Below are 13366 nucleotides of genomic sequence, written 5' to 3'. Positions count from 1 at the left end.
GGGCCTTAGGGGGCACCGGGTGTGGTGTTGGTGTGACTCTGCGTTAGTCGTCGGTATCGTTTCCTGCGATGACGCTGAGTCGGTAGCTTTCGGGGTTGAACTTTTGCAGGTGCGCCAGTTCTGCGTCGCTGAGGTATTCGGCGGTTGCGATGGCGATGGCCATGGGTTCGTCGTGGGTTAGCGAGAGGTGGATGCGGTTGATGCCGAGTTCTTTGGCTCGGCGGGCGATGGTGCCTTGAATGATGAGGTAGGGCTGACCACTTTCGGCGGTGGCGACTTCGCAGTCTTGCCAGTTGAGTCCGGCGGGTGCTCCAAGTACTTTGGCGACGGCTTCTTTGGCGGCAAATCGTACTGCTTGGGAGCGTACGTTCCGAGTGCGTTCGTTGGGGGTGAAGACGCGGCGGACGAAGGCGGGTGTTTCGGTGACAATTCGTTCGAATCGTTCAATGTTGACGGTATCTACGCCGATTCCCATAATCATGAGCTGCACCTTTTACGGTAGGGGTGGTGACCGCATCCTGTTTGCGGTTTCTCTTGTTTTAAGTCTAGCGAGATTCGTTTCTTTTAGGTGGGATAGCGTCAAATATGACGCATGGTTGATGTCTGTTTCACAGCGTCTATTTTTGTTGGTTAATCTACGAATAACCGCCCGATTAAACGACAAGGGCGGTGGTTAAGTTCTTAGAGAACTCAATCACCGCCCTTTCGTTATCGCTGAGGCGATTTCCGAGGATTACTTCTGAGCATTACTCCACGGTCACGGACTTTGCGAGGTTACGCGGCTGGTCAACGTCCAGGCCCTTAGCTTCTGCCAGTGCGCATGCGAAGATCTGCAGGGGCACGGTTGCCAACAGGGGCTGCAGCAGCGAGGGGCATGCCGGGACGGTGATGAGGCGGTCTGCGTAGGGTTTGACGGCCTCGTCGCCTTCCTCGGCGATGACGATGGTGAATGCGCCGCGAGCGCGCACTTCCTGGATGTTGGAGACGACCTTGCCGTGCAGGGAGTCGCGACCGTTTGCGGAGGGAACCACTACGATGACCGGCTGGCCTTCATCAATCAGTGCAATGGGGCCGTGCTTGAGCTCGCCTGCTGCGAAGCCTTCTGCGTGGATGTAGGTGATTTCCTTGAGCTTGAGTGCGCCTTCCATTGCGACGGGGAAGCCCACGTGGCGGCCGAGGAAAATCACGGAGGATGCATCCTTCATTGCGACGCCCAGTTCCTTGACCGGGGTGTCGTTGTCGATGACCTTCTGAATCTTTGCGGGCATGTCCTGCAGCTCGGCGAGGATCGAAGCGATTTCATCCTTGTACTTGTTGCCGCGCAACTGTGCCAGATACAGGCCGAGCAGGTATGCTGCGGTGATCTGTGCCAGGAATGCCTTGGTGGATGCCACTGCGATTTCGGGGCCTGCGTGGGTGTACAGCGCAGCGTCGGATTCGCGGGGCAGGGTCGAGCCGTGGGTGTTGCAGATGGAGATAACCTTTGCGCCCTGTTCGCGTGCGTGACGCACTGCCATCAGGGTGTCCATGGTTTCGCCGGACTGCGAGAGTGCCACGATAAGGGTCTTCTCGTTCACGATGGGGTCGCGGTAGCGGAACTCGTGTGCGAGCTCAACCTCGGTGGGGATGCGGCACCAGTGCTCGATGGCGTAGCGTGCCACCTGGCCTGCGTATGCTGCGGTACCACATGCGACAACGATGATCTTGTCGATGGTACGCAGTACCGAGTCCTCAATGTTCAGTTCGTCGAGGGTGAGGTTGCCGTTTTCGTCGAGGCGGCCCATGAGGGTCTGCTCAACTGCGGTGGGCTGCTCGTGGATTTCCTTCTCCATGAAGGAGTTGTAGCCGCCCTTTTCAGCTGCTGCTGCGTCCCATTCGATATGGAAGGGCTTGCCCTCTGCGGGGTTACCTTCGAAGTCGATGATGGAGTAGTCGGTGCCGGTGATGGTCACGATCTGGTCCTGACCCATTTCGACGGCTTCCTTGGTGTAGTCAATGAACGCGGAGACGTCCGAGCCGAGGAAGTTTTCGTTCTCGCCCAGACCGATAACCAGCGGGGAGTTGCGGCGGGTTGCCACAACGCGGTCCGGGTGGTCTGCGTGCACAGCCAGGATGGTGAATGCACCTTCGAGGCGGTTGGATGCGACGCGTACTGCCTCGGTGAGGTCACCGGTGCCGAGCTTGTTGTAGATGCTTGCGATGGTTGCTGCAGCTACCTCAGTGTCGGTCTGAGATGCCAACTCTACGCCTTCGGCGAGCAGTTCGGCACGCAGTTCTGCGAAGTTTTCGATAATACCGTTGTGTACGACGGCGAGGCGGCCGTTGTCGACAACGTGGGGGTGAGCGTTATTGTCGGTAGGTCCACCGTGGGTTGCCCAACGGGTGTGACCGATACCAATCTGGGAGTCCGGCAGAGCGTTTTCCTTGACCTCGTTTTCGAGGTTCAGGAGCTTGCCTGCCTTCTTACGGAATACGATACCGCCGGGGCACACGAGTGCCACGCCAGCAGAGTCATAGCCGCGGTATTCCTGGCGGCGCAGACCTTCGAGGACCACATCGTATGCGTTGTGGTCAAACTTGTTACCGTCCGGAGCAGTGTCCAGACCTACATATCCTACGATTCCACACATGGTATAAGTTTATCCCACAAGTATCCGAATATGCGCACGGTGAAATACCGTTATACGTCACGTTGATTGTGGCTTTCCTAGCTTTATTGGGTTTTGTCCTTTTTCTTCTCATAAATTTATTTCTTCGAACAAACCGTGAGGGTGGGTATTTTCCCCTCGGGCTGAAAGTTCGTACACTTAGATAAATGAGCACCGCACCGTATTTTTCTGGCGATGACCGCTTCATGCATCTTGACCGTTCCCGTTGGTCGCACCTAGCCGATGAGATTTCTGTCCCCCTCAGTGCTGAGGAAATTGAGTCTCTTCGTGGTCTGGGTGAAACCGTCGACCTTGAGGAGGTGCAGCGTATTTACCTGCCGGTTTCTCGTCTTCTTAACCTGTATGTGACTGCTGCTTCTTCGTTGAACCATATGACGAATGATTTTCTGCATGTGTCTCAGCGCCGCGTCCCGTTCATTATTGGTGTGGCGGGTTCTGTTGCTGTGGGTAAGTCGACGACGGCACGTATTTTGCAGGCTCTTTTGAGCCGTTGGCCGTCCACTCCGAAGGTTCAGTTGGTGACTACGGATGGTTTCTTGTACCCGAATGCTGAGCTTCAGCGTCGCGGCATTATGCACCGTAAGGGTTTCCCGGAGTCTTATAATCGCCGTGCCCTGTTGAATTTTGTCTCGCAGGTGAAGTCCGGTGCCGAGCACGTGGTGGCGCCGAAGTATTCACACCTGTATTACGACATCATGCCGGATGAGGATATTGAGGTCACCGCACCGGATGTTCTAATTCTTGAGGGTTTGAATGTTTTGGCGCCTTCTCAGGCTGAGGGTCCGGAGACTTCTGATCTGACGCTGAGCGATTTCTTTGATTTCTCTATTTATGTAGATGCCCGCACTGAGGATATTGAGCGCTGGTATGTGAATCGTTTTTTGACGCTGCGTTCTTCGGCTTTTGCGAATCCGGAGTCGTATTTCAAGCGTTATGCGGAGCTGAGCGATGAGCAGGCGGTTGAGGTGGCGACCGGCATTTGGAAGAGCGTGAATGAGCCGAATCTGCTGCAGAATGTTTTGCCGACTCGTGCTCGCGCGCATTTGATTCTACAGAAGGGTGCCGAGCATACTGTGGAGCAGGTTCTTCTGCGTAAGAACTAGAGGTTCTTTAGGTTTTTAGTGTTTGTGTGCGGCTTTTAGCCAGTATTGTGGTGCATTCTAGTAGAAGACGCCGGAGGCTCCACTCCCTCGCGGGGTGGGTTTAGGCTTCCGACGCTTTTTGTTTGCTTCTACACCATGATGAGGAGTTATTGTGAAGTCTCTGCACCGTACGTCTACCGCTCAGGAGTCTCTTAATAGTTCTGCGCTGAACCGCCGCACTCTCTTGGGTGCCGCTTTGGGGGTTGGCGGTACCGCCTTGTTAGCGGCTTGTGGCTCGCAGGGTGGTTCGCCGGGTCAGGGTGCTTCCTCTTCATCTTCTGCAGCGAGCGCTTCTGCTTCTGAGTCTGCGACGGCTTCAGCGGCTTCTTCTAGTGCCTCTTCCACTGCAGCGGCCTCTTCTGCGGCGACCTCCCCTGTTGCTTCTGCGACCGGTGCTTCTGCCAGCGCTTCGGCTTCTGCGAGCGTGTCTTCTTCCCCATTGGCTCTTGCTCAGCCGAGTGTTGAGTCTCAGCCAGACTCGTTGCGTTGCCTCGTGAATAAGATGCGCCCTTTTGCGCATCAGGATTGGGAGCCGAGTGACCTGGTGGAGTTCTACGGTCATCAATTGCGTGCTGAGGCAGCTAAGGCGGCGGACACGATGATTGATGCGGCGGCAACCGACGGCGTGACTCTGCTTGTTTCTAGCGCGTATCGTTCGTATGCGGTGCAGCAGCAGACCTATCAGTATTGGGTTTCAGCGAACGGTCAGCAGGTGGCGGATCAGTTGTCGGCTCGTCCCGGCTATTCGGAGCATCAGACGGGTTTGGCGATTGATTTTGCTTCTCCTGAGGGTTGCCGTCTGGAGGAATGTTACCGCGATACGCTGGCTGGTCAGTGGTTGGCGAAGAATGCTCCGCGTTACGGGTATATTTTGCGTTTCCCCCATGGTCGCCAGTCGGTGACCGGTTATCGTTTTGAGCCGTGGCATTACCGTTATGTGGGTGTGCAGATTGCTCAGGAGTATGTGTCTTCGGGTGCGAAGACTTTTGAGGAGTTTATTGGTACCGGTGCGGCACCCGATTATACAAGTGCATCGTAGACTCTGAGCTAAGTTTTCGGCTTTGCACGGTGCATCGAGTGGTGATGTGCATCGTATTTCTAGCTTCCGTGTCGCTTCCATGTCGGAAACAAATAGGCACAGCAGATGCATATTTTTTACGCTTATCACCCGTAAATCCGCGGTTTTTCGCAGGTTTCAGAGATTTTTACTCAGCTTCATGTGACCTAGACCTTAAGTATTGGGGGCCTTAGAACCACCGTGAAGAAAAATATGCTTTACAATGAAAATTTTCTCAGAATATGACATTTTCTGAGGTAAAAAGGCGCTATTCTATATCTCATGCTTAATGGTTTTAAAGATTTTCTGATCCGCGGTAACGTCATCGACCTCGCAGTTGGTCTAATCATGGGTACCGCCTTCACTGCTGTGGTGACCGCACTTGTCCAGTCCGTCCTGATGCCGGCTATCTCCATGCTGATTCAGTCCCCCAACTTCGACCAGTTCCTGGTCTTCGGCCAGATCAAGGTTGGCGTGTTCCTGACCGCTGTTGTCAACTTCGTTCTGATTGCAGCTGCCGTGTACTTCGCAGTTGTTCTGCCCGTCCAGAAGCTGACCGAGCTGGCTTCCAAGAACAAGGCTCAGGAAGATGAAGAAGAGGAAGAGACCGAGATCGCACTCCTCAAGGAGATCCGCGACGCTCTGGCAAAGAAGTAATTTCTCCGCTCTCTAACACTAACTTTCAAACCCCCGTATCCTCGTCCCCCTACCCCGCTCAAAATAACGAAGAAGGGCTGGGAAGGTGTCTCTACACCTTCCCAGTCCTTTCTCTATCCTCCATGCCGGTCTTCGCGCCGGAAGAGAATACGTTTAGAGTCCCAGTTCCTTAGCCACAACATCAGCCAGCTGCTGAGCAACCTCATCGGCCTGCTCCTGGGTTGCAGCCTCAACCATCACGCGAACCAGAGGCTCAGTGCCGGATGCACGCAGCAGCACGCGGCCGCTCTCCCCCAGTACACCTTCAGCCTCGCTCACAGCGGTAGCGAGCGCCTCGTTGGTCTTGACCGCCGCACGGTCAACGCCCTTGACATTGATCAGGCGCTGCGGGGTGGGCTGCATGCGAGATGCCAGCTCCGAGAGGGTCTGACCGCTACGAGCCACCTCTGCAGCCAGCTGGATGCCGGTCAGAACGCCGTCACCGGTGGTTGCGTAGTCGCTCATAATAACGTGGCCGGACTGCTCGCCGCCGAGGTTGTAGCCGTGCTCGCGCATAGACTCGAGGACGTAGCGGTCACCCACAGCGGTGCGGCCGAGGGTAATGCCGTGCTCGCGCAGGTACAGCTCCAGGCCCAGGCTGCTCATCACGGTTGCGACGAGGGTGTCCTTTGCGAGCTTGCCTTCGCTCTTAGCGGCAACAGCAAGGATAGCCATGATCTGGTCGCCGTCTACCAGGTTGCCCTTTTCGTCAACTGCCTGGCAACGATCGGAGTCGCCGTCGTGGGCGATGCCGAGGTCCGCGCCGTGCTCAACGACTGCTGCCTGCAGCTTCTCGGGGTGGGTGGAGCCCACGCCGTCGTTGATGTTGGTGCCGTTGGGCTCTACGGCCAGTGCAATGACCTCTGCACCCAGTGCCTCGAAGGTTGCCGGGGATGCTGCGTAGGCCGCACCGTTTGCGCAGTCCAGAACAATCTTCATGCCAGCAAGAGGCTTGCCGTCAGGCAAGGTGGAGACCAGGTGCTTCACGTAAGCCTCGGTACCGTTCTCCAGGGGCTTGACGGTACCCACAGCGCCACCGGTCGGGTAGCGGAAGGACTTCTCGCGGTAAACGCGCTCAATGGCGTCCTCAACGGAGTCTTCCAGCTTCTGGCCGCCTCGGGCCAGGAACTTAATGCCGTTGTCCGCAGCGGGGTTGTGCGATGCAGAAATCATCACGCCGAAGTCAGCACCGGTGTGTGCCACCAGGTAAGCTGCTGCGGGGGTGGGGACAATGCCGGCGTCCAGCACGTCAACACCTGCGCTAGCGAAGCCAGCCTTCATCGCAGAGACAATAAAGTCTGCTGAGGATCGGGAGTCATTTGCGATCACGGCACGGGGGCGTACACCCTCTTCTGCCGTGTCAAGGCCCAGAACAATAGAAGCCGCCTGCGCGAGCTCCATAGCCAGGGCGGGAGTAATTACATCGTTTGCCAGACCGCGTACGCCGTCGGTTCCAAAAAGTCGTTCAGTCACCCTTTTATTTTACGTTGTGCGTAACTCCGCTTAGGCGTATACACCGTAAATTCTTCATAATCAGAAAGTGATTTTCAGCGGCTACATATCTGCTTCATAGCTAAGGTTTTACGTAAAAGCGCGAAGGTGCCTGCCTCTCCTTTTCCAATGGGGATTAGGAGAAGCAGACACCTTCATAGTGCAAGCTATTTAGCGGTTATACCGCCGCAGGGTTGAGTTTTCGCTCTCCCCTATCTATCAACGCTTACTTGACGACCGGGAAGCCATCGGGAGAGTCACCGGACTCATCCTCGAAAACGTCCGATGCAGAGCGGACGATCAGCGAGTCGAGCTCACCCACGACTGCCTCATCCTTGGAGGGGTAATCGAACTGGGAGAGCACGTAACGCATTGCTTCCAGACGTGCGCGCTTCTTGTCGTTGGACTTGATAACAGTCCAGGGAGCGTCACCGGTGTGGGTGTAGAAGAACATTGCTTCCTTCGCCGCGGTGTAGTCGTCCCACTTGTCCAGGGATGCCAGGTCGGTGGGGGAAAGCTTCCACTGGCGAACCGGGTCGGTACGGCGGGAGGTGAAACGTGCGAGCTGCTCTTCGCGGGTGACGGAGAACCAGAACTTGATGATGTGGATACCGGAGTTCACCAGCATGCGCTCCAGGTCCGGAACTTCGCGCATAAACTCGAAGTACTGTGCCTGGGTGCAGTAACCCATAACGCGCTCAACGCCGGCACGGTTGTACCAGGAGCGGTCCATCAGGACGATTTCGCCGCCGGAGGGCAGGTGCTTGATGTAACGCTGGAAGTACCACTGGGTCTGCTCGATATCAGTCGGTTTCTCCAGTGCCACAACGCGAGCGCCACGGGGGTTCAGGTGCTCGGTGAAGCGCTTGATGGAGCCACCCTTACCTGCTGCGTCACGGCCTTCAAAGATGATGAGGATCTTCTGACCGGTGGACTTAGCCCAGAGCTGCAACTTCAGCAGCTCAATCTGCAGGGCACGCTTTTCCTTCTCGTATGCCTTACGGCTGAGCTTGGTGTCGTAGGGGTAACCCTTCTTCCATGCCTGAGAGGTTTCGTCGTCCTTCTTGTCCTTGCCGAGGGCACGGGTGAGGGAAGCCATTTCGTCCAGCTCTGCCGTGTAGTCCTCGACAACGGAGGTGCGGCGTGCCTGGGGCCTCAGGGCTTCCTTGATGGCTTGTTTCTTCTCAGAACCGGTGTGTGCGTGTGCGCCTTCAGCGGTGTGCTGGTGGGCTTCAGCCTGAGGAACCTCCACTGCCTTCTCTTCGGGCTGGGTGGAGGGATTCTGCTCTGCCATGAGTACTCTTTTCTTCCTGTCTGCTCTGACTCTTTAACTCTACCGGTGTGCTCTTCGATGAACAAACGTAACAGTTATATGCACCCTATAAGCTTGTAACGCTCACGGTGAGTAGATACGCAAAACGCCCCGAATCTCCCGAGGGAGAAGCGGGGCGTAACGCTTCGTAAAAACCAGCGATTAACGCTTGGAGAACTGCGAAGCCTTGCGTGCCTTCTTAAGACCAGCCTTCTTACGCTCGATGACGCGTGCGTCACGGGTCAGGTAGCCAGCCTTCTTCAGTGCGGGGCGGTTGTTCTCGCGGTCGATCTCGTTCAGTGCACGAGCGATACCCAGGCGCAGAGCACCTGCCTGACCGGAGGGGCCACCACCGTTGATGCGTGCAATGACGTCGTATGCACCCTCGAGCTCCAGGAGCTTGAAGGGCTGGTTGACATCCTGCTGGTGCAGCTTGTTGGGGAAGTAGTCTTCCAGGCTACGACCGTTGATGGTCCAGTTGCCGGAACCGGGCACAACGCGAACGCGTGCCACTGCTTCCTTGCGGCGACCAACTGCTGCGCCTGCAACGGTCAGTGCCGGACGTGCTGCCTTAGCCGCTGCGGGGGCAGCGGACTCCGAGGTGTAGCTGGTCAGCTCTTCCTCGACTACGATCTGCTCTTCGTTCTGAGCCACGATTTCTCCTATTGTTTCTTCGTAGGCCCGAATTACTGGGCGACCTGGTTAAATTCGTAGGTCTTGGGCTGCTGTGCCGCGTGCGGGTGCTCGGGGCCAGCGTAGACCTTCAGCTTCTTGAGCTGCTGTGCAGCAAGCTTGTTCTTGGGCAGCATGCCCTTAACAGCCTTCTCAACCGCGCGAACGGGGTTGGTCTCAAGCAGTTCTGCGTAGTTCACGGACTTCAGACCGCCGGGGTAACCCGAGTGGCGGTATGCACGCTTCTGCTCGAGCTTTGCACCGGTCAGGGCGACCTTCTCAGCGTTCACGATGATAACGAAGTCACCGGTGTCAACGTGGGGAGCAAAAGTCGGCTTGTGCTTACCGCGCAGCAGGATAGCGGTCTGGCTTGCGAGGCGGCCGAGAACAACGTCGGTGGCGTCAATGACGTGCCACTGGCGCTCGACTTCGCCGGGCTTGGGAGTATAAGTGCGCAAAATATTGGCCTTTGTCTCGAAATGTACATACGGCGCTTAGTTGGGTATCGCGCCTTTTACTTACGTGCATGACGAACACCCGGGTGAGGACCGAGCTGCCGCCCGTTCTGCCCGTACTCTAGACCGCCTTAACGTCCTGCAACTAGACAGCGATTTAGAGCGCGCTCGGGTAGAACACGCACAACATATCAAGACTATACAGGACGTCGAGTGCTTAATCCACCGCCAAAGCCTTAAAAATAGGGCTTTTTTGCCTTAAACACATTTTAAATTCCATCCGTGTAATTCACCTGAGGTAGTTGCGTTCCCCCGCGACGCTTCACGGCGTATGAGCAACGTGACGTGGCTCAATATATACAGGGCGTTAAGCGCTCTGTGCTTCGTGGTCCTCACGCTTTGCTCGAGCACGCTCAGCTTGCTCCCCATACAATTCCGGCGCAGGGTAGTATATCTCAGCCAAAGCGAGCGCATGCGGAGGTGCCAGAGTCAGCGAAGCCTCGCGCCCTGGGATCTCGATCCGCTCACGCAACCAGGCGGCGTCACGTTTACCCGTGCCGTAGAGCACCAGCGCGCCCACAAGCGAACGCACCATGTGATGGCAGAAGGCATCAGCCACCACGCGCACCTCAATAAGACCACTTTCCGTGCGAGTGAAGCTGAGCTCTCGCAGCTCACGAATCGTGGTCGCACCTTCACGCGGCTTGCAGAAGGAGAGGAAATCGCGCAGACCGAGTAGCTGCTGTGCTGACTGGTTAAGATCAGCGCAATCCAGGTGCTCAGGTACTGCCCAGGTGTAGGTGCGATGCAGGGGGTTAAGACCGTCCGCCGCACCATCTGCGATGCGATATACGTAGCGGCGACCGATGGCGGAGAAGCGCGCATCAAAGTCGAAGGGAGCCTCAGTGACCCGGTGAATCTGAATCGCACCCTGCAGAATACCGCGGACATTCTTCGGCAGGTTCAACTGCTCTTCCGCATCGTAAAGACAACGTTGAAGAGCACCGGTGAGGCGGCGCCCCAGGGCAGCCGTCGGGTCGTCCTCCCCCGTTCGACCTTGCAGACGAGCCCAATCCTCATCGTTCAAATCGCAATGCAGGGTCTGGGCCTCCGCATGCACACCGGCATCGGTTCGGCCTGCGACCACGACACGGTGAGGCGCCCGCAAAATCAGTTCAAGGGCGTTCTCAATGACCCCCTGCACGGTAACCAGGTTCGGTTGGGCAGCCCATCCGCTGAAAAGGGAACCGTCGTAGGCACAATCAATTCGCACGCGGTGCGTAGCAGTGAAGGGCTGTTCTTCACGGTTCTCTAAAGCAGTAGCGTTATGCATTGGTATGCCTTTCAGCGGTAAAGGACGGTTGAAGAATACGGATCGACTCTTGTATAGCGAATGCGCAAAGAACCGTCTCCTCGTTAAGTATGCAGATACACCAATCCGCCGCCCACAGCAGTGGACGGCGGATTGACATATTTTAGGCTTAGCCTAAATCAGCTGGGATCCGTATTACTCGGAAACCTTCTGTGCTGCTGCGCCACCTGCGGGGGCGTAACCTGCAGCCTCTGCCGACTCAGCGGAGTCGAACCAGATTTCAGCCTTGGTGCTGGAGTACCAGCGGGAACCGGGCACGTGGTACTTCATGGAATCGGCGTTACCCTTAACCTCGAAGCCCTCGGGAGCCTCGCCGGACTCCAGGGGTGCGTGGGAACCTGCGGGCAGGCCCTCAGCTGCTTCAGCCTTGGGAGCCTCAGCTGCCTTCTCAGCAACCTTGGTTGCCTCAGCAACTGCACCCTTGGTTGCAACGGGCTCCATAACGAGCTCGATGACTGCCATGGGAGCGTTGTCGCCCTTACGGTTACCGATCTTGATGATGCGGGTGTAACCACCGGGGCGCTCTGCCATTGCCGGAGCAATAACGGTGAAGAGCTCGTGCACGACGGACTTGTCGGTGATGGAACGCAGCACGCGACGGCGAGCAGCCAGGTCGCCCTTCTTACCGAAGGTGATGAAGCGCTCTGCCACCGGACGCAGGCGCTTTGCCTTGGTCAGGGTGGTGGTGATGCGCTTGTGCTGGAACAGCTGCGCCGACAGGTTGTTGAGCATGTGGCGCTCGTGGGTCGGGGAACCGCCGAGGCGGGGACCCTTAGTGGGAGTAGGCATAGTTAAATCTCCATAGTTGCGTTCCCTAACGCCCCAGCAGCGGAGCCTCTTAGGGAATCAAGTTTGACTGATCCCGGTGGAACCGGGTGAACTATTCGGTCGAAATTATTCGCCGGAACCGTCTTCGTCATCAAGCGGGCGTGCAGCAGGCTCGAAACCGGGAGGGGAATCCTTCAGAGCCAGGCCGAGCTCGATGAGCTTTGCCTTGACCTCGTCAATGGACTTAGCACCGAAGTTACGGATATCCATCAGGTCAGCTTCACTGCGGGTCACGAGCTCACCCACAGTGTGGATGCCCTCGCGCTTGAGGCAGTTGTAGGAGCGGACGGACATGTTCAGGTCCTCGATCGGCAGTGCCAGATCAGCGGCCATGGACTCGTCGGCGGGCGACGGGCCAACTTCGATACCCTCAGCTGCAATGTTCAGCTCACGTGCCAGGCCGAAGAGCTCGACCAGGGTGCTGCCTGCAGAAGCAACGGCATCACGCGGTGCGATGGCTTCCTTGGTTTCGACGTCCAGGGTCAGGCTGTCGAAGTCGGTGCGCTGCTCAACACGGGTCGCGTTCACGCTGAAGGTAACCTTCAGAACCGGAGAGTAGATGGAGTCAACCGGGATACGGCCAATCTCGCCATCGCCGACCTTGTTCTGAGCTGCAGTCACGTAGCCGCGACCGCGCTCGATAACCAGCTCAGCGTTGAAGTTTGCCGAGGCGTTCAGGGTTGCCAGGTGCAGTTCCGGGTTGTGGATCTCCACGCCGGCGGGAACCTCGATGTCGCCTGCGGTCAGTTCACCTTCGCCCTGCTTGCGCAGGTAGGCCACGACGGGCTCGTCGTTCTCAGAAGAGATGGAGAGCTTCTTGATGTTCAAGATGATCTCAGTGACGTCCTCGGTCACGCCGGGAACGGTGCTGAACTCGTGCAGTACACCATCAATGCGGACGCTGGTAACAGCGGCACCGGGGATGGAGGACAACAGAGTACGGCGGAGGGAGTTACCCATGGTGTAGCCGAAACCGGGCTCCAGAGGCTCGATGGTGAAGCGCGAGCGGTTGGGCGCTACGACCTCTTCAGTCAGAGTGGGGCGCTGTGCAATAAGCACTTTGTTTCCTTTCGGTGAGCTCCGCTATATGAGCCCACAGGTTGGGGAAAACATATCTTAGGAAGCAGACGGGTGTCTGTACTCTCCGGGTACAGCTCCGTGGAGCGTACCCGTCGAGGGATTAGGTCAGGGACCTAATTAGACGCGGCGGCGCTTCGGGGGACGGCAACCGTTGTGTGCAACGGGGGTAACGTCCTGGATCGAACCGACCTCGAGGCCTGCAGCCTGCAGGGAGCGGATTGCGGTTTCGCGACCGGAACCGGGGCCCTTGACGAACACGTCAACCTTGCGGACGCCGTGCTCCTTGGCGCGGTTTGCAGCAGCCTCAGCTGCCAGCTGTGCGGCGTAGGGGGTGGACTTACGGGAGCCCTTGAAGCCCATGTCGCCAGCGGAGGACCAGGAGATCACTGCACCGGTGGGATCGGTGATGGAGACGATGGTGTTGTTGAAGGTCGACTTGATGTGAGCCTGACCAGCAACGATGTTCTTGCTAACCTTGCGGCGGTTGGTCTTACGAGCTGCCGCAGCGCGAGTCTTGGGAGGCATTTTTGATTCTCCTACAAAGGTTTTCTAATACGTTGGTCGGATAGAGATATCCAACAGAGCAACGTTG

At 57.1% G+C, this 13366-nt stretch carries 13 protein-coding genes; 3 read left to right on the top strand and 10 right to left on the bottom strand.

Annotated elements, in window-relative coordinates:
- Positions 1 to 43: 43 nt before the first annotated feature.
- Positions 44 to 481, bottom strand: a complete 438-nt coding sequence (locus NML54_RS00445; RefSeq protein WP_254755319.1) for a holo-ACP synthase — start codon at positions 479 to 481, stop codon at positions 44 to 46.
- A gap of 265 nt (positions 482 to 746) precedes the next feature.
- On the bottom strand, positions 747 to 2630 hold the full coding sequence (gene glmS, locus NML54_RS00440; RefSeq protein ID WP_254755318.1) for a glutamine--fructose-6-phosphate transaminase (isomerizing): 1884 nt from the start codon (positions 2628 to 2630) through the stop codon (positions 747 to 749).
- A gap of 185 nt (positions 2631 to 2815) precedes the next feature.
- Between glmS and coaA the strand changes: the two genes are divergently transcribed.
- The 3 genes from coaA (at position 2816) to mscL (ending at position 5525) form a co-directional block, all read left to right on the top strand.
- On the top strand, positions 2816 to 3772 hold the full coding sequence (gene coaA / locus NML54_RS00435; RefSeq protein ID WP_254755317.1) for a type I pantothenate kinase: 957 nt from the start codon (positions 2816 to 2818) through the stop codon (positions 3770 to 3772).
- A gap of 151 nt (positions 3773 to 3923) precedes the next feature.
- Positions 3924 to 4850: a M15 family metallopeptidase gene (locus NML54_RS00430; protein ID WP_254755316.1), complete on the top strand. Its 927-nt coding sequence runs from the start codon at positions 3924 to 3926 to the stop codon at positions 4848 to 4850.
- Between the two features lie 300 nt (positions 4851 to 5150).
- Positions 5151 to 5525 carry a large conductance mechanosensitive channel protein MscL gene (gene mscL / locus NML54_RS00425; protein WP_254755315.1) on the top strand — a complete coding sequence of 125 codons (375 nt, stop codon included), beginning with the start codon at positions 5151 to 5153 and terminating at the stop codon, positions 5523 to 5525.
- Between the two features lie 153 nt (positions 5526 to 5678).
- Here the strand turns inward: mscL and glmM are convergent, their stop codons facing one another.
- The 8 genes from glmM to rpsK form a co-directional block, all read right to left on the bottom strand.
- Positions 5679 to 7037 carry a phosphoglucosamine mutase gene (gene glmM / locus NML54_RS00420; protein ID WP_254755314.1) on the bottom strand — a complete coding sequence of 453 codons (1359 nt, stop codon included), beginning with the start codon at positions 7035 to 7037 and terminating at the stop codon, positions 5679 to 5681.
- A 244-nt stretch (positions 7038 to 7281) separates the two neighbouring features.
- Positions 7282 to 8349, bottom strand: a complete 1068-nt coding sequence (gene ppk2, locus NML54_RS00415) for a polyphosphate kinase 2 (protein WP_254755313.1) — start codon at positions 8347 to 8349, stop codon at positions 7282 to 7284.
- A 180-nt stretch (positions 8350 to 8529) separates the two neighbouring features.
- Complete coding sequence (gene rpsI, locus NML54_RS00410; RefSeq protein ID WP_005505036.1) at positions 8530 to 9021, bottom strand: 30S ribosomal protein S9; 492 nt, start codon at positions 9019 to 9021, stop codon at positions 8530 to 8532.
- Positions 9022 to 9053: 32 nt separating this feature from the next.
- A complete protein-coding gene (rplM, locus tag NML54_RS00405; protein ID WP_005505035.1) occupies positions 9054 to 9497 on the bottom strand; it encodes a 50S ribosomal protein L13 in 444 nt (147 codons plus the stop codon).
- A gap of 364 nt (positions 9498 to 9861) precedes the next feature.
- The gene (gene truA, locus NML54_RS00400) at positions 9862 to 10827 is read right to left on the bottom strand and encodes a tRNA pseudouridine(38-40) synthase TruA (protein WP_254755312.1); all 966 of its coding nucleotides are present in this window, start codon (positions 10825 to 10827) and stop codon (positions 9862 to 9864) included.
- Positions 10828 to 11001: 174 nt separating this feature from the next.
- Entirely contained in the window at positions 11002 to 11655 is a 654-nt protein-coding gene (gene rplQ / locus NML54_RS00395; RefSeq protein ID WP_005505032.1) for a 50S ribosomal protein L17, read from the bottom strand.
- Positions 11656 to 11760: 105 nt separating this feature from the next.
- Positions 11761 to 12753 carry a DNA-directed RNA polymerase subunit alpha gene (locus NML54_RS00390; RefSeq protein WP_005505031.1) on the bottom strand — a complete coding sequence of 331 codons (993 nt, stop codon included), beginning with the start codon at positions 12751 to 12753 and terminating at the stop codon, positions 11761 to 11763.
- A gap of 138 nt (positions 12754 to 12891) precedes the next feature.
- Positions 12892 to 13299 (bottom strand): 30S ribosomal protein S11, encoded by a 408-nt coding sequence (gene rpsK, locus NML54_RS00385; protein ID WP_005505028.1) that lies wholly within the window; start codon positions 13297 to 13299, stop codon positions 12892 to 12894.
- Positions 13300 to 13366: the final 67 nt, after the last annotated feature.

Origin of the sequence: Rothia gullae (genome assembly GCF_024294905.1) — a bacterium.
Taxonomy (GTDB): Bacteria; Actinomycetota; Actinomycetes; order Actinomycetales; family Micrococcaceae; genus Rothia.
The sequence above is the reverse complement of the archived record's forward strand: the minus strand, read 5'-3'. Positions and strand labels throughout refer to the sequence as shown.

Excerpts from the sequence above, each read along its gene's own strand:
- NML54_RS00445 (WP_254755319.1), bottom strand. The coding sequence starts at position 481 with ATGATTATGGGAATCGGCGTAGATACCGTCAACATTGAACGATTCGAA.
- glmS (WP_254755318.1), bottom strand. The coding sequence starts at position 2,630 with ATGTGTGGAATCGTAGGATATGTAGGTCTGGACACTGCTCCGGACGGT.
- coaA (WP_254755317.1), top strand. The coding sequence starts at position 2,816 with ATGAGCACCGCACCGTATTTTTCTGGCGATGACCGCTTCATGCATCTT.
- mscL (WP_254755315.1), top strand. The coding sequence starts at position 5,151 with ATGCTTAATGGTTTTAAAGATTTTCTGATCCGCGGTAACGTCATCGAC.
- ppk2 (WP_254755313.1), bottom strand. The coding sequence starts at position 8,349 with ATGGCAGAGCAGAATCCCTCCACCCAGCCCGAAGAGAAGGCAGTGGAG.
- truA (WP_254755312.1), bottom strand. The coding sequence starts at position 10,827 with ATGCATAACGCTACTGCTTTAGAGAACCGTGAAGAACAGCCCTTCACT.
- rplQ (WP_005505032.1), bottom strand. The coding sequence starts at position 11,655 with ATGCCTACTCCCACTAAGGGTCCCCGCCTCGGCGGTTCCCCGACCCAC.
- rpsK (WP_005505028.1), bottom strand. The coding sequence starts at position 13,299 with ATGCCTCCCAAGACTCGCGCTGCGGCAGCTCGTAAGACCAACCGCCGC.